The following is a 20,538-nucleotide window of genomic DNA, read 5'->3' as shown; positions in this document are numbered from 1 at the left end:
TGGCGCGGCTTGAATAGAATCTTTAGGGGTCGTTGATCAGTTCGCGCGCGTCATTCCGGGGCATCGCGCAGCGATGAACCCGGAATCTCGAGATTCCGGGTTCGTGCTTCGCACGCCCCGGAATGACGATGGAGAGATACAAGGACTACGCGCTTGCGCCTTTCGCCTTCGGGCGGCGCAAATGTTCGTCGAGCCGCGGCATGATCTCGACGAAATTGCAGGGGCGCGTGCGGTAGTCGAGCTGCGCGGCCAGGATGCCGTCCCAGCCGTCGCGGCAGGCGCCGGGCGAACCGGGCAGGCAGAAGATGAAGGTTGCGCCCGCGACACCCGCGGTGGCGCGGCTCTGGATCGTCGATGCGCCGATCTTGGCGTGGCTCAGCATGTGGAAGGCGATCGAAAAGCCGTCCATCCGCTTCTCGAACAGCGGCTCGACCGCCTCCGGCGTCACGTCGCGGCCGGTGAAGCCGGTGCCGCCGGTGGTGATCACGGCATCAACGCCCGGATCGGCGATCCAGCGCCGGATCACGGCTCTGATGGCCTCGACATCGTCGGTGACGATCTCGCGCGCCGCGAGCTTGTGGCCGGCCGCGGTGAGCCGGTCAGCCAACGTGGTGCCCGACTTGTCATCCGCCAGCGAGCGGGTGTCGGAAATCGTCAGCACCGCGATGTTGAGCGGGATGAATGATTTGGATTCGTCGAGTGAGGACATTTTCGATCACCTCGTGTCCCGGACGCGGTGCAGCGCTTCAGCGCTGCTCCGCAGGGCCGGGACCCATCTTGCATCGCGGCAGGCCCCGGAACAGCAGCGCAGCATTTCATGCCGCGCTGCATCGGGGGCATGAGAGCACCAAAACTAACCGCCGCCGAACGTGTTGCAGGCCTGCACGGTGCCCTGCTGGAAGCCGGTCATGAACCATTGCTTGCGCTGCGCGGCGGAGCCGTGGGTGAAGGAATCCGGCACCACCCTGCCCGTCGCCTGCCGTTGCAGCGTGTCGTCGCCGATCGCATTCGCGGTAGTCAGCGCGGCGTCGATATCGCCGGCCTCGAGGAAGCCCGGCCGCTTCTTCTCCTCGCGGTTGACCCAGACGCCGGAAAGGCAATCGGCCTGCAACTCGACCTTGACCTGCAGCGCGTTGGCTTCGGCCTTGCTGCCGGCCTGCTGTTGCAGCCGGTTCACGCGCGGAATGATGCCGAGCAGGTTCTGGATGTGATGGCCGGCCTCATGCGCGATGATATAGGCCGTGGTGAATTTGCAGGCGTTGCCCGAGCAGCCGCGGAAGCGCGTCTCGACCTCGCGGAAGAAGCCGGTGTCGAGGAAGATGGTTTTGTCCGGCGGACAGTAAAACGGTCCCATCGCCGACTGCGCCATGCCGCAGCGGCCGCCATTGGTGGCGTTGCGGAACAGCACGATCTTCGGACCGGTGTAGGTCTGGCCGGAGGCCTGGAAGATCTCGCTCCAGCGATCGTCGATTTCACCGAGGATGCCGGCGATCATGCTGCCCATCTCGTCGGTCGGCGCGCCGCGCTTGGTCTGCCCGCCCGACGACTGCCTATCGGTCTGGTAGGTCGGCGCCTGGTTGCCGCCGGTCAGAATCTCGGCGCCGCCGATCAGGATGCGCGGGTCGATACCGAAGGCATAACCGAGCAGGCCGAGCACGATGATGGTGCCGATGCCGAGCCCGCCACCGCCCATCGGAATGCCGAAGCCGCCACCCCCGCCTCCGCCCATCCCGCCTTCGTCGCGACGGTCTTCGATGTCGTCGCTGCGGCGGAAATCATCGTAGCGCATGGCGGTTTCCCTTCATTCCAGTCGGCGCCCCAATGCGGGACACACCAACTTAAAATTTCCATTCTGTTAATCAATATCCTGCCCGGCAAAAATTGCCTAGCCCGGAAGACGCACCTCGTTTGCGGTGCGAACGCTGCATGCGCCGGCCAATTTACCGGTCGAATCGTGCCGGTTTGATGATCCGCAAATTTTTTCGCCGAACGCGCTGATGTTGCAGCACAACGCCGACGACAACGCGTCATGCCGCGCAAAAGATGCTGCAATCTTTTGCATGAAGATTTCCAATTAAGTCGATTTTTACTTTGCCGGGTCAATGTGACGCCAGTCGGTTGTTTAGTCCCGCGTCGCCGACAGCGTCGCCTGAGTCAGAGTTCTTGAGTCATGGTAGTGTCGCGTCGCGGGGCGTCTGCAAAGGCGCCCCGCACTAAATTTGAGAATGCCCCGTCGAGCCGAATCGTCATTGGCGATTGCGTCGCCGAGTTGTCGAAGCTTCCGTCAGGCTCGGTCGATCTGGTGTTCGCAGATCCTCCCTACAATCTGCAGCTCAAGGGCGATCTCAAGCGCCCCGACGAGTCGCATGTCGATGCCGTCGACGACGACTGGGACAAGTTCTCGTCGTTCGCCGCCTATGACGATTTCACCCGCGCCTGGCTCTTGGCCTGCCGCCGCGTGATGAAGCCGTCGGCAACGCTGTGGGTGATCGGCTCCTATCACAACATCTTCCGCGTCGGCGCCATCATGCAGGACCTCGGCTTCTGGCTCCTGAACGACATCGTGTGGCGCAAGTCCAATCCGATGCCGAATTTCCGCGGCCGCCGCTTCACCAACGCGCACGAGACCATGATCTGGGCCGCGCGCGACGAGAAGGCCAAGGGCTACACCTTCAACTACGAGGCGCTGAAGGCGTCCAACGAGGACGTGCAGGCGCGCTCCGACTGGCTGATCCCGCTGTGCACCGGCGAGGAGCGCCTCAAGGACGACGACGGCAAGAAGGTCCATCCGACGCAGAAGCCTGAGCAACTGCTCGCGCGCGTGCTGCTGTCGTCGTCGAAACCCGGCGATCTCGTGATTGATCCGTTCAACGGCACCGGCACCACCGGCGCCGTCGCCAAGCGGCTCGGCCGCAGCTACATCGGCTTCGAGCGCGACCGGACCTATGCCGCCGCCGCCGAAGCCCGCATCGCCGCGATCGAACCGCTGCCGGAAGCAACGCTGGCGCCGTTCATGACCGCGCGCGAGGCTCCGCGCGTGGCGTTCTCCGAACTGATCGAGCGCGGCATGATCGTGCCCGGCGCCAAGCTGGTCGACGCCAAGAAGCGCCACGGCGCGCTGGTGCGCGCCGACGGCGCCATCATGCTCGGCGACAAGGTCGGCTCGATCCACCGCATCGGCGCGGTCGCGCAGGGCTCCGGCGCCTGCAACGGCTGGACCTTCTGGCACGTCGAGACCAAGACCGGCCTCAGGCTGATCGACGAGCTGCGCGCCGAGATCCGCTCCGAGATGGCGGCGGGCTGAGCAAGCCTGCCGCGACCCGCGTCACTAGTTGCAGGCTTTGAACCTTGGGTCGGCCGGCTGATTTTCCACGGTGACGCAGGAGTGCCCGGGATCGCCTTGTGGCAGCGGCGAATCGCGAAGCACCAGGAATTTCACGGAATGAGCACCGTGCAGGCCCGCCGGAAAGCGCATCGGCTTCTGGACGATATATTCGCCGTGGCGATTTTGCGTCAGCGCACCTGATTCCAGCAGCTGAACCAGTCCGGCCTCCTGCGGAAAGACCTCGTAAGGCTGCACCGGGAGGCTGGCGATCACGGACTTCGGATCGATCGTGACGAGTCCACCCGGAGAATAACTATAGAGATCGTCGCGCGCCCGGCTCGGACCTGCGCGCACGATGATATTGGAGGCGTCGCCGTCGATCCGCAGCGTACCGGAATTCTTGATGACGGTAAGCCTGTTCTGCTGCCGATCGAGCGTTTCGACGCTTCCCGACGGCAAGCTGACGCTGGCCAGCGAATGTGCGGCAAGCACCTTTGACGGATCCCTGCCGGTCGCCTCGCGCACGGCACCGACTGCGCGGATCGACGGGCTCGATGGAATGTCGTCGAAATAGCTGAGGCAAGAGCTCCATCCGAGGAAAGACACCCTGTCCTTAGGCAGGCCAGTGGCGCCGGCCAGCGATCGCTGCTTGCCGTCCGACCGTTCGAGACCGGTCGCCATGCTGCTGACGACCAGCCGCTCGACGCGGTCGACCGCGCCGCTGAACTGCCAGATCACGGGCGAGAAGGTCGGCATCACGAGATAGAGCGGCTCAGCGCCGGGTTCGATGACGACACGCCCGGCATGAATCACCGCGTCCTGCGGCCCGATCGTCACGCTCGAAAGGGCTTCGGTGCTGTAGGCACTGAACAAGACGACCTTCGCATCCGCGGACGGCGCCGGCATCGCACAAGCGGCCCGTTCGGCGTCGATCGCGACCTGCCGCTTTCGTGCCAGTTCCTCCTGCTCGCGCAGGCGCCTTTGCGCAGCGTCCGGGTCGCTGGAGGGAGGCATGGGCGCGCGCCGGAATTCCATCAATTCCTGCTGCGAGATCTTCCCGTCATGGTCGGTATCGACCGCACGAAACAGCGCCTCGCCGGCGGCCTCGTAGCCGGCGCGCGACAGTTCGCCTGATGTCGTCGCCTCGAGCGCCAGCGCAAGACGGGTTTTCGCCGCAAGGCCGTTCAACGCAGCGGCCTGCCGCTGGCTTGCCTCGTTGAATTTCGCCGCTTCGGCAAGGCTGACCTTGCCGTCCTTGTTCACGTCGAGCGCCATGATCATGGTGACCGCGCGCTGGACCACTTCCTCGCCGCGGCCAAGCGGCGACTTGCCGATCATCGACTGCGCGCGTGACCACCGCGACTCGTAAGTGGCGCTTCTGCGAACCTCGTCCTCGGTCACGAAGCCGTCGCCGTCGAGGTCGTAGCGCAGCACGGACATCCAAGCGACGGACCTTGCCTGGACTGCTTCCATCAGCGCATGTAGCTCGACATCGCGCTGCGTGAGCTTGCCGTCGCCGTCGGCATCAAGGTTGAAGAACTCGCTGCGAAGCTGCTCGAGGCAACGATCCAGCGGCTGCCCTGCCGGTAGCCGCAACAGCAGCTGCTCCTGGGCGACCTTTGCGGGCGAAGGCGGCGACCCGGCCGGCGCTTGCGCGACGGCGGGCTGTCCGGCCAAGGCAGCGATGGCGAGACCGGCCAGGCCGGCATGACGGAGCGATGATACCAAGGGCATGCGAGTTCTCCCGATCCCCGGCATTAGGCCGCGCGTGCGCGCCGGACAAGCCGCTACCTCCTGTTGAATCCGGGAACGGTAAACGGCTGCTTGAGGCGGCATCCGGCCTTCCGCGGATGTCCAAACAACGACGTTAAGCATCGCCCGGCACGGTTTGCTCCCGATTGTCGCGGCGCACGGAATGACGGGGTATTGAATGCCCCCATCTGTCCGTAGCGGGTGAAGATGTCGTGTTTTTGTAGCTCGTGATCTGTCGCCTTCGTTTTGGAGTTTTAGGCGCCCCCGGAAGGCGTGGACGGGTGCGCCGAGTTTGTCATGCCATGGATAGAGGGGTCTGGTCAGCCCTGCGGGTCGGTTTCTTTGTTCGATTTGAAGCCCGTTTCTCCGTCCCGACCCGCGCTTTCTCGACGGCGGCGCGCGCAGGAGCGGTCAAGGACGCGCGCTTGCGCGCCCGCCAGGGCTTGTCCTTGACGGCTCCGAGCACGCTGCCAGGCTGAGGCGCGTCGGGGCTGAGCTGCTGTCCGTCAGGCGCAAACCTTGCCAATCGATGCGGGCCAAAGAACACGCTGAGGGTGCCATCGGGATACTCATGCACTCGCACCAAGGCCCTGACGAAGTGAGGCCTGAGCCGGCTCTGCGGCAGCTGCAGCCGCCGACCGTTCCATGCAACGGTATTGTCGTTGGCGACGGTTCGCTCCTCGATCACGCACAGCGCCTCGCGCCAGGCCTCGTGGCGGTCGGCCACGAAGGCGGTGCCTTGCTGTTCGGCCTTGATCGCAAATGCGGCGTTGTGCTCGGCGATGTAATGCGCCTTCAACCACGCATTGGCGGCTTCGACCGTCCTGATCCCGGCGAGCCGCAGCTCCTTTGGCAGGCGGTCCTGCAGCGTACCAAACAGCCGCTCGGAGCGCCCGCGCGCCTGCGGCGAATAGGCCGCAATATGCTCGATCCCAAGATGCGATAAAGCCCGTCCCACCTGGGTTTGTTGCGTCTTCGAGACCTTCTCGCCAGCTTTTGGGGTAAGGAAATAATGGCTGCCGCGATCGGTGTAGAGCGCACAGAACAAGCCACGCTCGCCAATCACTTCGCGCAAGGCCTGGAACGTCGAGGTCGTGCCTTCTTCCTCGACCAGCAGCATCGAGTAGACCTCACTGGTCGCATCGTCCATCGTCACGATCAGGTCCATCGCCGGCAGATCCTCGATCCAGACGTGGCGCGACCCGTCCTGGTGCAACAGCATCCCCGGCAGCGGCCGGCGTGGGCGCTTCTTGCGGTGCGCCGAACGCTTCGGCGCCTTCCGTACCAGGCCCGCCGCCTGCAGGGCGAGCTTCGTCACCGTATAGCCCAGCATATAGTCATGCCGCTTTTGCAGCTGCTCGTGGAAGTGCTTCACCGTGAAGTCCGCGTACTTGTCCCGGAACAGTCCCAGCATCCGCTCCAGTTCTTCCTCTGGAGCCCGCCGCGGCGATCGCCGTCCCATGCGTCGGTCGACCAGCCCCTCATCGCCCTCCGCCTCATAACGCTCCGCCCAGCGTTGGAAGGTCCGAACACTGATCCCGAGAACCTCCGCAGCAGCCTCCTGCGTCAGTTCCCTCGCCTCCGTCCGTTCCAGCAAATCTGAAAACCGCATCCGTCGTACACCCTCGTGAATGGATGCCGTGCCCATCGTGCCCCCCTCGTTCCGGGGCACCGAAAACACGACACTTCACGAGCTACAAACAGGCGACAGATCACGAGCTACTGACAATTGAATGCCCCCATCTTGATGCACCGGCGGAGCGGGCCTACGCTCTGCCCCGTCACTCGCCGTTTCGATTGGTCGTCCGATGCGAAGACAATCCGAGACATTGCTGCTGGTGCCGCTGCTGCCGATCTTCCTGCTCGGCATGTTTCCGATGCTGCTGATCGGCCTGCTCGGATTCTTCGGCCTGATCATTTTCGGCATCCTGCTCGTCTGCGTCGGACTGACGCTCGCCCTCGAGGCGCATGGCGAGTTCAATGAAGAGATCATCGTGCACGGCTATGCCCGCGGCTCCGAGCGCGCGACCCAGGTGTCAAACCTGCATGCCGCGACCCGCTCCGCCGCCATGCTGGACATCGCGGGAGTTGCGCTGGTCGCAGCGGGTACCCTGGGCTGCCTCCTGGCCGGCTGACCAGCGCGCCACGCGACCCTGATTCACAAACTCGTCGCTTGCGCATCGCAGCGAATTTTGCGCATGAGGGGTCCAGCGGCTTTCCCCGCCCATCCCGATCTCGCCGGTCACAAGAACCAAGGGAGTCCCCTTCATGATCAAATTCTATTTCAACGGGTCGCCGAACCCGACCAAGGTCGCGCTATTTCTGGAAGAGTCGGGCCTGCCGTTCGAGGCGATCCCGGTCGACACCCGCAAGGGCGACCAGTTCGCGCCGGAATTCCTGAAGATCAATCCGAACGCCAAGGTGCCGGCGATCGACGATGACGGCGTGCTGGTGTTCGATTCCAACGCGATCCTGCTCTACCTCGCCGAGGAGCACGGCAAGTTCCTGCCCGCCAACACGCCGGCCAACCGCGCCGCGACGCTGTCCTGGCTGATGTTCATCGCGACCGGCCTCGGCCCGTATTCCGGCCAGGCCGTGCACTTCAAGCATTTCGCGCCGCAGGTCATCGACTACGCCCACAACCGCTACCAGTTCGAGGCGCATCGTCACTACAAGGTGCTCGACGATCATCTGGCGAAGTCGCGCTACATGGTCGGCGACAGCTACACGATCGTCGACATGGCGTTCTGGGGCTGGGCACGGATGGCGGTGTTCATTCTCGGAGAGGAAGGCTACGCCAAATATCCGAACGTGAAGCGGCTGGTCGACGAGATCTCGGCGCGGCCGGCGGCGGCGCGCGCGCTCGCGCTGAAGGACAAGCACACCTTCAAGGCCGAGATGGACGACGCGGCGCGCGACTTCATGTTCCGCCACCTCAAGAACAAGGTGGCGTAAGCCTCCTTAAACGGTACGCGGGGTGGGCGCGCTTGCGTGTTGCCCACCCCGCGCATGTTCGCATCGCGCCTCATGGCGGCCAGTACGGCCTGCCCTTGTCGTGCCGGCCATGATGCGAGATGTCGGCGCGGCACACGCCGACATCCTGCAGCTCGCGCTCGCTCATGGCGGCAAGCTGCCGCCACGCGCGCCGGTTCTCACGCCATTGCCTGAACCAGACCAGCGCCGCGACTGCCGCCGTGAGTGGTTCAACCCGCCGCGCGAACCTCGGCAGCCGGAAACGGACCAAGGGCCTTTTCGGTCAAGACCGAGTCGCAATATTCCCTCACCTCCTTGATCCTGCCGCCATCGAAGCGGAACACCAGGCAATAGTCGTTGTCGTAGCGCTGACCTTCCTTGGTGAGGTTGTTGCCCTTGGCCTCGACCACGACGATGTCGCCATCGGCGATGATCCGATGGGCGACGGTGCGACCGCGCTCGACCAGTCTCGAGCGGACATGGCCGTGCAGGTCGGTCATGATCGATTGCTTGCCGGTGAAGGTGCGCGACCAGGAATATTGCCCGGTCACTGTCCAGATCGCGTCGTCGGCAAGCGTTGCCATGAACAGCGATTTCTCGCGCACCGCGGGATCGGGACTGCCCGCGATCACGAACATCTCCTGCACCAGTTTCTTGTTGTCGGCTGCGCTCATGGCGCGTCTCCTTGCGATGGGTTGGCTGTGATTTCAGGCGCTTCCTCACGCGAAGCCCTAACCGCCGCGCGCGAGAACGCCTTGCTTTCCGATCCTGCGGCGCCGGCGAACATTCTTCCAATCGATAGGTAGTATGATATATATTCACCTGATGAATTTGAATTCGCTTGACCTCAATCTGCTGGTCGCGCTCGACGCCCTGCTGCGCGACGCCAGCGTCAGCCGCGCCGCGATGCGGCTGCATCTGTCGCAGCCGGCGACCAGCCACGCGCTGCAGCGGCTGCGCGATCTGATCGGCGATCCGCTGCTGGTGCGCAACGGCGCGCGGATGGAGCTCACGCCGCGGGCGCAGGCGCTGCGCTTGCCGCTGGCGCAGGCGCTCGACCAGGTGCGCACGCTGTTCATCTCAGATGCTTTCGACCCGGCGCGCAGCGAACGGCATTTCCGCCTGATGATGCCCGACCTCGCGGTCGAGCTGTTGATGCCGCCGCTGATGGAAAAGGTGACGCGGCTGGCGCCGAACGTCACCATCGACGTGGTGCCGTGGCGGAGCTCGCCGATCTTCACCCCCGATTTCGCCCGCACCATCGATCTCGTGATCTCGATCGGCGACTCCTTCAAGGGCTTTCACCGCCAACGCCTCTACACCGACATCGACGCGCTCGCGGTGCGGCGTGGCCACCCGGTCGGCGCCAAACTGAAGAAGCGCGAAGCGTTCCTCGCCGCGCGGCACGTCGGCGTGATCATCCGCGGCCACAACGAGGATCTGATCGACACCTGGTTGCGCACCAAGGGCATCGAGCGGCGGATCGCGCTGGTGGTGCCGGGCTATATCGAGGCGCTGCACGTCACCGCGCGCACCGACCTCGTCGCCTTCGTGCCGCGCCGGCTGATCGCGGCGTTGTCGAAGCAGCTCTCGCTGGTCACGGTGACGCCGCCGCTTGATCCCGGGATCGACGAGCAGCACATGTTCTATCCGACACGCGCGCAGATGGATCCGGGCTCGATCTGGCTGCGCAAGCTGATGCTGGAGACGGGACGCGAGCTGGAGACGGGGAAGGCGTAACGGCACGCTCTATCCCCCCGTCGTCCCGGCGAAGGCCGGGACCCAACCCCAAATCTTCGTGTGGCGCGACGCTGGGGCCACAGCCCTGTTCAACGACTGGCAGCGGTGGTTATGGGGGTCCCGGCTCGCGCTTCGCTTGGCCGGGACGACGCCGAGTTTTTTTGCCTACGCCCTCTGCTCCGCCAGCACCTTCTGCACCGCCGGGCGGCTCTCCATCGCCGCGCGATGCGCCTTCACCTTGGGCAGGGTCGCGATGTCGACGCCGTCGCCGTCGAGCCAGAGGGTGAGCGTGTAGAGATAGGCGTCGCTGACCGTGTAGCCGTCGCCCATCACCCACGGGCCCTTCAGCATGTCGCGCTCGATCAGATTGAAGCAGGCGCCCATGGTCTTCGGGATCATGGTCTTCATGTCGGCAAACGAGCTCTCCTGGGTCGCCCAGCGCGCACCACGCATCTTGTGGGCGTGGCAGACATGCACCGTCGAGCAGAGATAGGAATTGAAGGCCTGCAGCCTGGCGAACTCGAAGGCGTCGTCGAGCGGCGCGAGCTTCGCCTGCGGATAGGTCTGCGCGATGTAGGCCAGCATCGCCGGCGTCTCGGTCAGCACGCCGCGGTCGGTGACCAGCGTCGGCACCCGGCCCTTCGGATTGATCTTGAGATATTCCGGGCTGTTCTGCTGGTTGTTCTTGAAGTCGAGCCGCTCGACCGTATAGGGCGCGCCGGCTTCGGCCAGCGCGATATGAGAGGCGAGCGCACAGGTACCGGGGGCGGTATAGAGCTTGAGCATGTCGTTGTCCTCTGCGGGCCTTGTCGGTCCGTCGCGAACCCGGCCCTTACCTTTTTATGGGATGCGGCGGACGTTAGCGGCACCACCCGTCGCCGTCCACCCCGCGGTACCGCGGAGCTTGCCCGCGGCGTGGCCGACGTGCGATGACCATGGCCGATCGAGAGGGATTTCATGACTGTACTCATTGCGGGCGGCGGAATTGGCGGGCTGACGCTGGCGCTCAGCCTGCACCAGATCGGCGTGCCCTGCCGTGTGTTCGAAAGCGTGCCCGAGCTGAAACCGCTCGGCGTCGGCATCAATGTGCTGCCACATGCGGTGCGCGAACTGATCGAGCTCGGCCTGCACGACGTGCTCGACGCGACCGCGGTGCGCACACGCGAGCTCGCCTATTTCTCCAAGCACGGCAAGCCGATCTGGAGCGAGCCGCGCGGGCTCGAGGCTGGCTATAAATGGCCGCAGTTCTCGATCCATCGCGGCCGCTTGCAGCAGCTGCTGCTCGATGCCGCGACCGAACGGCTGGGACGCGAGAATATCCTGACCAGCCATCACCTCACCGGCTGGAGCGAGACCGCGGACGGCGTCCGCGCCGACTTCATCGACCGCGCCACCGGCAAGCCAGCCGGCAGCCATGACGGCGCGGTGCTGATCGCCGCCGACGGCATCCATTCTGCGGTGCGCGAGAAGCTCTATCCGCAGGAGGGGCCGCCGATCTGGAACGGCCGCATCCTGTGGCGCGGCATCACCCGGGCGAACGCCTTCCGGACCGGCCGCACCATGATCATGGCCGGCCACGAGATCCTGAAATTCGTCTGCTACCCGATCTCGAAGGAGGCAGGCGCGGACGGCAAGTTCGACATCAACTGGGTCGCCGAGCGGCACATGCCGCCGACCTATCAGTGGCGCCGCGAGGACTATAACCGCACCGCGAAACTCGACGAGTTCCTGCCGTGGTTCGAGAACTGGAACTTCGACTGGCTCGACGTTCCGGGCCTGATCCGGAACTGTCCGCACGCCTACGAATATCCGCTGGTCGATCGCGATCCGATCCCGCAATGGACGTTCGGCCGCGTCACGCTGATGGGCGACGCCGCGCACCCGATGTACCCGATCGGCTCGAACGGCGCCTCGCAGGCGATTTTGGATGCACGCACGCTGACGCGCGAGATTCTGGCGCATGGCCCGACGCAGGGCGCGCTCGCGGCCTACGAGGCCGAGCGGCGACCCGCGACCACGGATCTCGTGATGCTGAACCGGCGCAACGGCCCGGAACAGGTGATGCAGCTCGTCGAGGAGCGCGCGCCCGATGGCTTCAAGGTCGTCACCGACGTGCTGTCGCAGCAGGAGCTGGAAGACATCGCCGCCAACTACAAGCGCGTCGCAGGCTTCCAGGTCGAGGGGCTGAACGCCAAGCCGCCGATCGTGCAGCGGAAGGGCTGACGCAAACCGAGCTGCAATCTATTCGCGTCATCCTGAGGAGCGCGTAGCGCGTCTCGAAGGATGCACGGCCGCGGCCGGTGGCCGTCGACCCTTCGAGACGCGCTACGCGCTCCTCAGAGGGTGTGAATCTTTGTTCGGGATGAGGGTTGAGTTTTCCTACGCGGAGTGATTCCTGCAGCTGTACTATCCGAGAGGTGCAGCGATGCCTGGCGACGAACTGTTTGCCGATCTTCCGGTACAGAAAGCTGAGCGGGAGAGCGATCCGGGGCAGCCGCGGATGCGGGAACCGGTACGCGATCAGATCGAGCTTCGGGCAGTCGATCTGGAGGCGCTGGTAGCCGCCGATCATCCAGTCCGGGTGATCTGGGCTTACGTCGAGAAGCTTGATCTGGGCGAGCTTGAAGAGGCGATTAGAGCTCGAACCCACACGGCGGGACAGGCCCCGGCGAGCCCGCGGCTTTTACTGGCACTGTGGCTTTATGCGACGAGCGAGGGGGTTGGCAGCGCGCGAGCGCTGGCCAGGCTGTGTGAGAGCCACGACGTCTATCGGTGGCTCTGCGGCGGGGTGAGTGTGAACTATCACGGCCTTGCCGACTTCCGCACGGCGCATCCGGAGCTTCTGGATCGGCTGTTGAGCGAAAACATCGCCAGCCTGTCGGTGGCCGAGATCATCGACCTCGATGAGGTGGCGCAGGACGGAGTGCGGGTACGTGCCTCGGCTGGGAGCAAGTCGTTCCGCCGCCGCAGGAAGCTTCACAAGGAGTTGCGCAAGGCGCAACGATTGATCCGACAGCTGAAGGACGAAGCAGCCGACGATCCGCAAGCCAGCAGCCGGCGGATCGCTGCGGCCAACGAACGGGCCCTGCGTGAACGCGAGCAGCGCGTGGCGGCAGCGCTGAAAAAGCTGGCCGAGATCGAGGCGGAACGCGAACGGCGCAGCAAGACCAACAAGAAGGAGGTCGAGAAGCAGAAGGAGCCGCGCGCCTCCACCACCGACCCCGATGCCCGCGTCATGAAAATGGCCGATGGCGGCTTCCGCCCCGCCTACAATTGCCAGCTCTCGACCGTCGCCGGTGGCCAGATCGTGATCATCCCGGACGTCAAAACCGTCGGCTCCGACCGCGGCTTGGCCCGGCCGATGCTGGAGGAGATCAACCGCCGCCATGGCCGATGGCCGAAGCGGTTGCTGATCGACGGCGGCTTCAACAAGAATGAGGATACCGAGTGGGCGGCTGACCGCGGCATCAAGGTCTACGGGCCGCCTTCACGCAGCAAGCACCAGCGCGACCCATATGAGCCACGCGACAACGATGGGCCCGGCGTCGCCGCCTGGCGAGCCCGCATGAAGAGCCCACGTGGCAAGTCGATCTACAAGCGTCGAGCCCAGGCGGAGTGTATCAACGCTCGCTTCCGCAACTGGGGCCTGCAGCAGTTCACCGTACGCGGCCTCAAAAAGGTCCAGACGGTCCTGCGCTGGTTCGCACTCACCAACAACATCCTGGCCGGCCACCGCCTGCTCCAGGCTGCAGCTTGAAGCCTGGCCATCAAATCGTCAAAGCCCAATCCCGCTTTACCGCAGCTGCTAACTTCAAATAGGGTCACAGCCTCTCAGGGTGACGGATTAAGCTGGAGCGCAAGCGCCCTACCGCAGCGCCCGCGCCGCTTCCACCAGGCGGATGCTGCTGCTCGCCGTCGCGAGCAACGTGCCGTCTGCGGCCGTCAGCCGGCCTTCGACAAAGGCGATGGTCTTGCCGAGCTGGGTCACCGTCGCCTCGCCGGTGATCGGCCCGGGCTTTGCCGGCGCCAGGAAATTCACAGTCATGGAGATCGTCGTGGTGAAGAGCCTGCCCTCGGTCATCACGAACACCGCCGGTCCCATCGTGTCGTCGAGCATCGCCGAGAGCATGCCGCCCTGGATGAAGCCGGCCGGATTGCAAAAATCCTGCTTGCCGTCGAACGCCATCCTGATCCACCCGTCGTACGGACGTGCGTCGAGCAGGCGCCAGCCGAGCAGTCTTGCGACAGGCGGCATCGGAATGTTGTCGAGCGCGGTTGCGACCATGACGGCCCCCGTTGTGCTGCGGTAGGTCGTAGCTGGTCGCTGCTGACAGCATGGTGTCAGCAGGGCGCCATCCTCTAGAGATCGAGCCCGTGCGCGACGACCTTGCGCATCAAATTGGGAAACGCCTCGCCGTCCAGCGTCGCCACCGGCACCCAGCGCATGCCGTCCGGCGCGCGTGTCCGCGGCGGAACACTGGCGGTGTAGACGACGAGCTCCAGCGGAAAATGCGTGAACACGTGGGTGACGGCACCGGCCTTGCGGTGCCAGCGCGCGATGCCCTTGAGTTCCGGCGCCTGCGCCAGTGCGGCGGCATCCTCCTGCCCGGCAAGCCATTGCGATCCCGGCACCTCGGTCATGCCGCCGAGCAGGCCCTTTTCCGGGCGCGAGCGTACCAACAGTTCGCCGCCCCGCGTCACCACGAAGGCGGCGCCGCGGCGCAAGATGCCGCTCTTCTTCGGCGCCTTGCGTGGAAACGTCTCCTGGTCGCCGCGGACGCGTGCAGTACAATCGTCATTCAGCGGACACAAGGCGCAGGCCGGCTTCTTCGGCGTGCAGATCGTGGCGCCGAGATCCATCAAGGCTTGCGCGCTGTCACCGGCGCGGGACTTCTCGTCGCCGGCGCGGGCCGGGCCGAGCAAGGTCGCCGCCATCTGCTGGATCAGCGGCTTGGCCTGCGGCAGCGCCTCCTCGATGGCGTAGAGCCGGGTGACCACGCGCTCGATATTGCCGTCGACCGGCATGGTGCGGCGGTCGAACGCGATCGCGGCGATCGCGGCCGCCGTATAGGGCCCGATCCCGGGCAGCGCGCGCAGCCCCTCCTCGGTGTCCGGAAAGACCCCGCCATGATCGGTGAGCACCGCGACCGCGCAGGCATGCAGGTTACGCGCCCGCGAATAATAGCCGAGCCCGGCCCACATTCTGAGCACGTCGTCGAGCGAGGCACGGCCGAGCGCGGTCACGTCGGGCCAGCGCAACAGGAATTTCTCGAAATACGGTCCGACCGCCCTCACCGTGGTCTGCTGCAGCATGATCTCCGACAGCCACACGCGATACGGATCCGCCCGCTCCCCCGCCGCCGCGCGCCACGGCAGCCGGCGGCGATGCCGGTCATACCAGGCAAGCAGCCGCGCCGGGCGGTCGGCCTTCCGGTCGGGCGATCTGGTTTTGGCGGCCGCGCGAGAGCTCATGAACGCATCTTAAGGCACATCTCGCCACGTCATGCCCGGGCCTGACCCGGGCATCCACGTCTTTCTTCGCCGGGCACCGAAACGTCGCCACAATGATGAACATTGTTTCGGCCGCATCGCCGGCGCTGCTATAACCCCGTCATGTCAAAACCCGGCCCGATCAGCGCAAAGCCCCTGTCGATCCTGCTCAGCGACGTCTTCACCGACGCCTATGCCAAGCAGGGCTTTGCCGCGCGCGAACTGGTGACGCGCTGGACCGAGATCGCGGGCGAGCGGATCGCGGCCTATTGCGAGCCCCTGAAGATGCAATGGCCGCGGCCCGTCGAGGGGCAGCCGCAGGAGCCGGCGACGCTGGTGCTGCGGGTCGAGGGGCCGATGGCGCTGGAGATCCAGCATTCCTCCGACGTCATCCTGGAGCGGGTGAACCGCTTCTTCGGCTGGCACGCGGTCGGCCGCCTGACCATCCGCCAGGCGCCCCTCTCACGCCGCAGCCGCCCGGCGCGGCCGCGTCCGCCCGACGCCAAAACCATCGCCCGGGAGGCGGCCAACCTTAGCGCTGTGGAGGACGACGACCTGCGCGCGGCGCTGGCCCGGCTGGGTGCCTCGATCAAGCGAAATTGACGCTTTTCGGCTGCTTTCCCGCGAGATCGCGGCATTGCCACAATGGTCGTTTCAAGCTAGCGAAGGCTTCTTTTCGGGACCCCTTCATTCCGGCGTGAATGCGCCAATCCGGGAGCTGACCTTGATCATCACGCGCCGCGCTTTCACCACCGCTCTCTCGCTGACCGGCCTTGCCGCCCTCGCCGGCCTGTCGCCGCTGCGCCTGATCTCGGATGCGTTCGCGCAGTCCGCCGCCGAGGTCGCCAAGCCGCAGTCGCTGCCGGACATGGCGCTCGGCCCGCAGGACGCCAAGGTGACCATTACCGAATACGCCTCGATGACCTGCCCGCACTGCGCCAACTTCAACGAGACCGTGTTCCCGAAGATCAAGTCGACCTACATCGACTCCGGCAAGGTCCGTTACGTGTTCCGCGAATTCCCGCTCGACATCAAGGCGGCCGCCGGCTCGATGCTGGCGCGCTGCATCGCCAAGGACGATGCGCCGAAATACTTCGCCGTGATCGACCTGCTGTTCCGCCAGCAGAACGACTGGGTGGTCAAGAACACCACCGAGACGCTGACGCGGATCGGCAAGCAGGCCGGCCTCAGCCAGCAGCAGGTCGAGGACTGCCTGAAGGATCAGAAGCTGCTCGACAAGATCGCCGCCGACCAGAAATACGCCAACGACGTGCTGAAGGTGAACTCGACGCCGACCTTCTTCATCAACGGCGAGATGCTGAAGGGCGAGACCTCGTTCGAGGATTTCAGCAAGCACATCGATCCGCTGCTGAAGAGCTGATCGCGCGCCTTTGAACCTGGCGTCGTCGTGCCCGGTTTTGAGTCGGGCACGATAATTGTGGATGATTTGCGATCACGGCATGCGGCCGTCGCATTATTTCGTTGTTGAAAACCTGATTCGCTTGATGCGAATCTCAGAGGACATGCGGAGGCCACAAAACCCCTGCAAATCCCTTGGGAAAAGCTGGGTCAAGCGGTTGCCCTGACGCGCAGGCGTCGCCATTGTCGCCGCTCATGAGAGCTGCACGCAGCTATTCACCCCAAACACCGACATTGCCATCCATGGTATTGTCACGGCAGGGAGATTCGCGCCCGGCCAAACGAGATTTGTGTACATGAAGCTCACGCGCCTCCGCCTGCACGGTTTCAAGTCGTTCGTTGAACCCACCGATTTCATGATCGAGCCGGGCCTGACCGGCGTCGTCGGACCGAACGGCTGCGGCAAATCCAATCTCGTCGAAGCGCTGCGCTGGGCGATGGGCGAGACCTCGCACAAGTCGCTGCGAGCCGCCGACATGGATGCGGTGATCTTCGCCGGCTCCGGCAACCGTCCGGCGCGCAACCACGCCGAAGTCGTGATGACCATCGACAATTCCGATCGCTCGGCGCCGGCTGCTGTCAACGACAGCCAGCTGCTCGAAATCTCCCGCCGCATCGAGCGCGAGGCCGGCTCGGTCTACCGTATCAACGGCCGCGACGTGCGCGCCCGCGACGTCCAGATCCTGTTCGCCGACGCCGCCACCGGCGCGCGCTCGCCGGCGCTGGTCCACCAGGGCAAGATCGGCGAGATCATCCAGGCCAAGCCGGAGCAGCGCCGCCGCGTGCTGGAAGACGCCGCCGGCGTCGCCGGCCTGCATGCCCGCCGTCACGAGGCGGAGCTGCGGCTCAAGGCGGCCGAGACCAATCTCACCCGCGTCGAGGACGTGATCGGCCAGCTCACCGGCCAGATGGAAGGCCTGAAGAAGCAGGCCCGCCAGGCGATCCGCTACCGCGAGGTCGCGGCCAAGGTGCGCAAGTCCGAGGCCATGCTGTTCCACCTGCGCTGGATCGAGGCCAATGCCGACGTCAACGACGCCGCGCATACCCATGATATCTCCGTGCGCGAGATGGCCGAGCGCACCCGCGAGCAGGCCGAATCCGCCCGCATCCAGGCGATCCGCGCCGCCGAACTGCCGGCGCTGCGCGACGCCGAGGCGCGCGCCGCTGCCGGCCTGCAGCGCCTGACCAATGCGCGCGAGATGCTCGACCGCGAGGAGCAGCGCGCCAAGGAGCGCGTCGGCGAGCTCGATCGCCGCCTCACCCAGTTCGCACAGGACATCGCGCGCGAGCAGCAGCAGACCTCGGATGCCGACATCGCGCTGCAGCGGCTCGACACCGAAGACGCCGAGCTGAAGGAAGAGATCAAGTCGCGCGTCGAGAAGCGCTCCGGCGTCGACGAGCGCGCTGCCGAGGCTGAGGAGATTCTGGCTGCAACCGAGCGCCAGTTCTCCGAGCTGACCACGCAGCTCGCCGATCTCACCGCGAAGCGCAACCAGTTCGAAGCCGGCGTGCGCACGCATCGCGACCGGCTGGCGCGGCTCGACCAGGAGATCGCCAACGTCCAGGCCGAGGAGACCAAGCTCGCGCAGGAGACCGGCAATCTCGGCGACATCGACGCGCTCGCCGCCGCGATGGAGATGGCGCAGCAGACGCTCGCCGAATCCGAGGCGACCGTGCAGTCGAGCGAGGCGCACCACGCCGCCGCGCGGCAGACGCTGGAAGCCTCCCGCAATCCGCTCACCGAAGCGGAGAAGCGCGTGCAGCGGCTCGAGACCGAAGCCCGCACCATCTCCAAGCTCGTCACCAGCGAGACCAAGAATCTGTGGCCGCCGATCATCGACGGCATCACGGTCGCCAAGGGCTATGAGAAGGCGATCGGCGCCGTGCTCGGCGACGACCTCGATGCTCCAGTGGATTCCTCCGCGCCGATGCGCTGGACCAATGTCGGCGAAGCCGCGGGCGATCCTGCGCTGCCTGACGGCGTCGAACGGCTGGCCGATCACGTCCAGGCGCCGCCGGAACTGGCGCGCCGCCTGGCCCAGATCGGCGTGGTCGCCAGGGAACGCGGCGCCGCGCTGGTGTCGCAGCTGAAGACCGGCCAGCGGCTGGTGTCGCTTGAAGGCGACGTCTGGCGCTGGGACGGCTTTGTCGCCGACGCGCATGCCCCGACCGGCGCCGCGCGCCGCCTCGCCGAACGCGCCCGCCTGGTCGATATCGAGCATGAACTCGAACAGGCCCGCATCGATGCCGCCGCCAAGCGCCAGGCGCTGGAGGCCGCCGAAGAGGAATTGCGCTCGGCGTCCGCCGCCGAGGGCGCCTCGCGCGAAGCCGTGCGTGCCGCCCGCCGCGAGACCGATGCGGCGCGCGAGCGCCATGCCGCGACCGAACGCGAGATCAACCGCCACGCCGCGCGCAAATCGGCGCTGACCGAGGCGCACAGCCGCGTCGCCGCCGACCGCGCCGAGGCCGAAGCCGCGCATGAGAGCGCCGTTGCCGCGCTGTCTGAGTTGCCGCCTGGTGTCGAGACCGAGGCCCAGCTCGCCGCGGTCCGCTCCGAGATCGACAACCAGCGCCGTGCCGCGGCGCAAGTCCGCGCCGAGGCGCAGGCGCTCGCCCGCGAGGCCGAACTCGCCGACCGCCGCGTGCAGGCGATCGTTGCCGAGCGCAACGAGTGGCAGAACCGCAAGACCAGCGCCGCTTCCCAGGTCGAGACCGTCGAGGCGCGTATCGCCGAAGTCTCGGCCGAGCGCGAGGAACTCGCCAATGCGCCGGAAGTATTCGCCGAGAAGCGCAGCGCGCTGATCTCCGAGATCGAGCACGCCGAGGGCGATCGCCGCATCGCCGCCGATGCGCTCGCGACCGCGGAAGCCGCGATGGCGGAGACCGATCGTCTCGCCAAGGCCTCGCTCGAAGCGCTCTCGTCGTCCCGCGAAGCCACCGCGCGCGCCGAAGAGCGCATGGAAGGCACCCGCCGCCGCCTCGCCGATATCGAGCGCGAGATCCACGACATGCTCGAGGTCGAGCCGAGCGCGGTCGTCGGCATGGCCGAGATCGAGCCCGGCGCCGAACTGCCGCCGGTCGCGCAGGTCGAGGAAGAACTCGAAAAGCTGCGCCGCGACCGCGAGCGGCTGGGCGCCGTCAATCTGCGCGCCGAGGAGGAGTTGAAGGAGGTCGAAACCCAGCACACCGCGCTGACCACCGAGCGCGACGACCTGGTCGAGGCGATCAAGCGGTTGCGGCAGGGCATCCAGAGCCTCAACCGCGAAGCGCGCGAGCGTCTGCTGACCTCGTTCGAGACCGTCAACAACCACTTCAAGCGGCTGTTCACCGAGCTGTTCGGCGGCGGCGAAGCGGCGCTACACCTGATCGAGAGCGACGATCCGCTCGAAGCCGGCCTCGAGATCATCGCCAAGCCGCCCGGCAAGAAGCCGCAGACGCTGTCGCTGCTCTCGGGCGGCGAGCAGGCGCTGACGGCGCTCGCGCTGATCTTCGCGGTGTTCCTCACCAACCCGTCGCCGATCTGCGTGCTGGACGAGGTCGACGCGCCGCTCGACGACCACAACGTCGAACGGTTCTGCACCCTGCTGAACGAGATGACCGGCTCGACCGAGACGCGCTTCATCATCATCACGCACAATCCGATCACGATGGCGCGGATGAACCGGCTGTTCGGCGTCACCATGGCCGAGCGCGGCGTGTCGCAGCTGGTCTCGGTCGATCTGCAGGGCGCGGTCGACATCCTCGACCAGAACGTGGCGTAACGCGACACTCGCCCAAGCACCGTCATTGCGAGGAGCTCGGCGACAAAATTGCGGAGCAATTTTGCGCTGAAGCGACGA

At 65.8% G+C, this 20,538-nt stretch carries 19 protein-coding genes; 9 read left to right on the top strand and 10 right to left on the bottom strand.

Translation table 11 applies throughout. The features are described from left to right. Positions 1-145 precede the first annotated feature (145 nt). The 3 genes from moaB to ACVILL_RS23395 form a co-directional block, all read right to left on the bottom strand. Complete coding sequence (gene moaB / locus ACVILL_RS23405; protein WP_456731192.1) at positions 146-709, bottom strand: molybdenum cofactor biosynthesis protein B; 564 nt, start codon at positions 707-709, stop codon at positions 146-148. A 144-nt stretch (positions 710-853) separates the two neighbouring features. After that, positions 854-1,789, bottom strand: coding sequence for a KPN_02809 family neutral zinc metallopeptidase (ypfJ, locus tag ACVILL_RS23400; RefSeq protein ID WP_456731191.1), 936 nt, complete (start codon positions 1,787-1,789; stop codon positions 854-856). 96 nt (positions 1,790-1,885) lie between these two features. After that, the gene (locus tag ACVILL_RS23395; protein WP_456731190.1) at positions 1,886-2,062 is read right to left on the bottom strand and encodes a hypothetical protein; all 177 of its coding nucleotides are present in this window, start codon (positions 2,060-2,062) and stop codon (positions 1,886-1,888) included. 108 nt (positions 2,063-2,170) lie between these two features. Between ACVILL_RS23395 and ACVILL_RS23390 the strand changes: the two genes are divergently transcribed. After that, entirely contained in the window at positions 2,171-3,304 is a 1,134-nt protein-coding gene (locus tag ACVILL_RS23390; RefSeq protein ID WP_456731189.1) for a DNA methyltransferase, read from the top strand. 24 nt (positions 3,305-3,328) lie between these two features. Here the strand turns inward: ACVILL_RS23390 and ACVILL_RS23385 are convergent, their stop codons facing one another. Beyond that, the gene (locus ACVILL_RS23385) at positions 3,329-5,059 is read right to left on the bottom strand and encodes an EF-hand domain-containing protein (protein WP_456731188.1); all 1,731 of its coding nucleotides are present in this window, start codon (positions 5,057-5,059) and stop codon (positions 3,329-3,331) included. 313 nt (positions 5,060-5,372) lie between these two features. Next, the gene (locus tag ACVILL_RS23380; protein ID WP_456727712.1) at positions 5,373-6,689 is read right to left on the bottom strand and encodes an ISNCY family transposase; all 1,317 of its coding nucleotides are present in this window, start codon (positions 6,687-6,689) and stop codon (positions 5,373-5,375) included. 196 nt (positions 6,690-6,885) lie between these two features. Between ACVILL_RS23380 and ACVILL_RS23375 the strand changes: the two genes are divergently transcribed. Continuing rightward, entirely contained in the window at positions 6,886-7,212 is a 327-nt protein-coding gene (locus ACVILL_RS23375; protein WP_456731187.1) for a hypothetical protein, read from the top strand. Positions 7,213-7,345: 133 nt separating this feature from the next. Further along, a complete protein-coding gene (locus ACVILL_RS23370) occupies positions 7,346-8,032 on the top strand; it encodes a glutathione S-transferase family protein (protein ID WP_456731186.1) in 687 nt (228 codons plus the stop codon). A 70-nt stretch (positions 8,033-8,102) separates the two neighbouring features. On the opposite strand, the gene ACVILL_RS23365 is transcribed toward ACVILL_RS23370, so the two are convergent. Beyond that, positions 8,103-8,321, bottom strand: coding sequence for a DUF1127 domain-containing protein (locus ACVILL_RS23365; RefSeq protein ID WP_456731185.1), 219 nt, complete (start codon positions 8,319-8,321; stop codon positions 8,103-8,105). Continuing rightward, positions 8,281-8,724 (bottom strand): nuclear transport factor 2 family protein, encoded by a 444-nt coding sequence (locus ACVILL_RS23360; RefSeq protein WP_456731184.1) that lies wholly within the window; start codon positions 8,722-8,724, stop codon positions 8,281-8,283. The genes ACVILL_RS23365 and ACVILL_RS23360 overlap by 41 nt, the downstream gene beginning before the upstream one ends. Positions 8,725-8,875: 151 nt before the next feature. Between ACVILL_RS23360 and ACVILL_RS23355 the strand changes: the two genes are divergently transcribed. Continuing rightward, positions 8,876-9,790 (top strand): LysR family transcriptional regulator, encoded by a 915-nt coding sequence (locus ACVILL_RS23355; RefSeq protein WP_456734341.1) that lies wholly within the window; start codon positions 8,876-8,878, stop codon positions 9,788-9,790. A 165-nt stretch (positions 9,791-9,955) separates the two neighbouring features. Here ACVILL_RS23355 and ACVILL_RS23350 read toward each other — a convergent pair whose 3' ends face one another. Further along, complete coding sequence (locus tag ACVILL_RS23350; RefSeq protein WP_456731183.1) at positions 9,956-10,576, bottom strand: glutathione S-transferase family protein; 621 nt, start codon at positions 10,574-10,576, stop codon at positions 9,956-9,958. Positions 10,577-10,747: 171 nt separating this feature from the next. On the opposite strand from ACVILL_RS23350, the gene ACVILL_RS23345 reads away from it, so the two are divergent. Together ACVILL_RS23345 and ACVILL_RS23340 are read left to right on the top strand one after the other, a co-directional pair. Then, positions 10,748-12,013 carry a flavin-dependent oxidoreductase gene (locus tag ACVILL_RS23345; RefSeq protein ID WP_456731182.1) on the top strand — a complete coding sequence of 422 codons (1,266 nt, stop codon included), beginning with the start codon at positions 10,748-10,750 and terminating at the stop codon, positions 12,011-12,013. A 202-nt stretch (positions 12,014-12,215) separates the two neighbouring features. Beyond that, a complete protein-coding gene (locus ACVILL_RS23340) occupies positions 12,216-13,547 on the top strand; it encodes an IS1182 family transposase (protein WP_456728556.1) in 1,332 nt (443 codons plus the stop codon). Positions 13,548-13,655: 108 nt separating this feature from the next. Here ACVILL_RS23340 and ACVILL_RS23335 read toward each other — a convergent pair whose 3' ends face one another. Then, positions 13,656-14,075 (bottom strand): PaaI family thioesterase, encoded by a 420-nt coding sequence (locus tag ACVILL_RS23335; protein ID WP_456731181.1) that lies wholly within the window; start codon positions 14,073-14,075, stop codon positions 13,656-13,658. A gap of 74 nt (positions 14,076-14,149) precedes the next feature. Then, positions 14,150-15,262 (bottom strand): A/G-specific adenine glycosylase, encoded by a 1,113-nt coding sequence (gene mutY, locus ACVILL_RS23330; RefSeq protein WP_456731180.1) that lies wholly within the window; start codon positions 15,260-15,262, stop codon positions 14,150-14,152. A gap of 141 nt (positions 15,263-15,403) precedes the next feature. On the opposite strand from mutY, the gene ACVILL_RS23325 reads away from it, so the two are divergent. From ACVILL_RS23325 to smc, 3 genes are all read left to right on the top strand, one after another. Then, positions 15,404-15,883 carry a DUF721 domain-containing protein gene (locus ACVILL_RS23325; RefSeq protein WP_456731179.1) on the top strand — a complete coding sequence of 160 codons (480 nt, stop codon included), beginning with the start codon at positions 15,404-15,406 and terminating at the stop codon, positions 15,881-15,883. A 121-nt stretch (positions 15,884-16,004) separates the two neighbouring features. Continuing rightward, a complete protein-coding gene (locus tag ACVILL_RS23320) occupies positions 16,005-16,661 on the top strand; it encodes a DsbA family protein (RefSeq protein ID WP_456731178.1) in 657 nt (218 codons plus the stop codon). 334 nt (positions 16,662-16,995) lie between these two features. Beyond that, the gene (gene smc / locus ACVILL_RS23315; RefSeq protein ID WP_456731177.1) at positions 16,996-20,460 is read left to right on the top strand and encodes a chromosome segregation protein SMC; all 3,465 of its coding nucleotides are present in this window, start codon (positions 16,996-16,998) and stop codon (positions 20,458-20,460) included. The last annotated feature ends 78 nt before the right edge of the window (positions 20,461-20,538 follow it).

Source organism: Bradyrhizobium sp. USDA 3364 (assembly GCF_054056355.1).
Note: the sequence above shows the minus strand (reverse complement) of the source record. Positions and strands in the feature narration are given on the sequence as shown.

Bases quoted from the DNA above. Each gene is read 5' to 3' on its own strand.
- moaB (WP_456731192.1), bottom strand. From the start codon at position 709: ATGTCCTCACTCGACGAATCCAAATCATTCATCCCGCTCAACATCGCG.
- ypfJ (WP_456731191.1), bottom strand. From the start codon at position 1,789: ATGCGCTACGATGATTTCCGCCGCAGCGACGACATCGAAGACCGTCGC.
- ACVILL_RS23395 (WP_456731190.1), bottom strand. From the start codon at position 2,062: ATGCAAAAGATTGCAGCATCTTTTGCGCGGCATGACGCGTTGTCGTCG.
- ACVILL_RS23390 (WP_456731189.1), top strand. From the start codon at position 2,171: ATGGTAGTGTCGCGTCGCGGGGCGTCTGCAAAGGCGCCCCGCACTAAA.
- ACVILL_RS23385 (WP_456731188.1), bottom strand. From the start codon at position 5,059: ATGCCCTTGGTATCATCGCTCCGTCATGCCGGCCTGGCCGGTCTCGCC.
- ACVILL_RS23380 (WP_456727712.1), bottom strand. From the start codon at position 6,689: ATGCGGTTTTCAGATTTGCTGGAACGGACGGAGGCGAGGGAACTGACG.
- ACVILL_RS23375 (WP_456731187.1), top strand. From the start codon at position 6,886: ATGCGAAGACAATCCGAGACATTGCTGCTGGTGCCGCTGCTGCCGATC.
- ACVILL_RS23370 (WP_456731186.1), top strand. From the start codon at position 7,346: ATGATCAAATTCTATTTCAACGGGTCGCCGAACCCGACCAAGGTCGCG.
- ACVILL_RS23360 (WP_456731184.1), bottom strand. From the start codon at position 8,724: ATGAGCGCAGCCGACAACAAGAAACTGGTGCAGGAGATGTTCGTGATC.
- ACVILL_RS23355 (WP_456734341.1), top strand. From the start codon at position 8,876: ATGAATTTGAATTCGCTTGACCTCAATCTGCTGGTCGCGCTCGACGCC.
- ACVILL_RS23350 (WP_456731183.1), bottom strand. From the start codon at position 10,576: ATGCTCAAGCTCTATACCGCCCCCGGTACCTGTGCGCTCGCCTCTCAT.
- ACVILL_RS23345 (WP_456731182.1), top strand. From the start codon at position 10,748: ATGACTGTACTCATTGCGGGCGGCGGAATTGGCGGGCTGACGCTGGCG.
- ACVILL_RS23340 (WP_456728556.1), top strand. From the start codon at position 12,216: ATGCCTGGCGACGAACTGTTTGCCGATCTTCCGGTACAGAAAGCTGAG.
- ACVILL_RS23335 (WP_456731181.1), bottom strand. From the start codon at position 14,075: ATGGTCGCAACCGCGCTCGACAACATTCCGATGCCGCCTGTCGCAAGA.
- mutY (WP_456731180.1), bottom strand. From the start codon at position 15,262: ATGAGCTCTCGCGCGGCCGCCAAAACCAGATCGCCCGACCGGAAGGCC.
- ACVILL_RS23325 (WP_456731179.1), top strand. From the start codon at position 15,404: ATGTCAAAACCCGGCCCGATCAGCGCAAAGCCCCTGTCGATCCTGCTC.
- smc (WP_456731177.1), top strand. From the start codon at position 16,996: ATGAAGCTCACGCGCCTCCGCCTGCACGGTTTCAAGTCGTTCGTTGAA.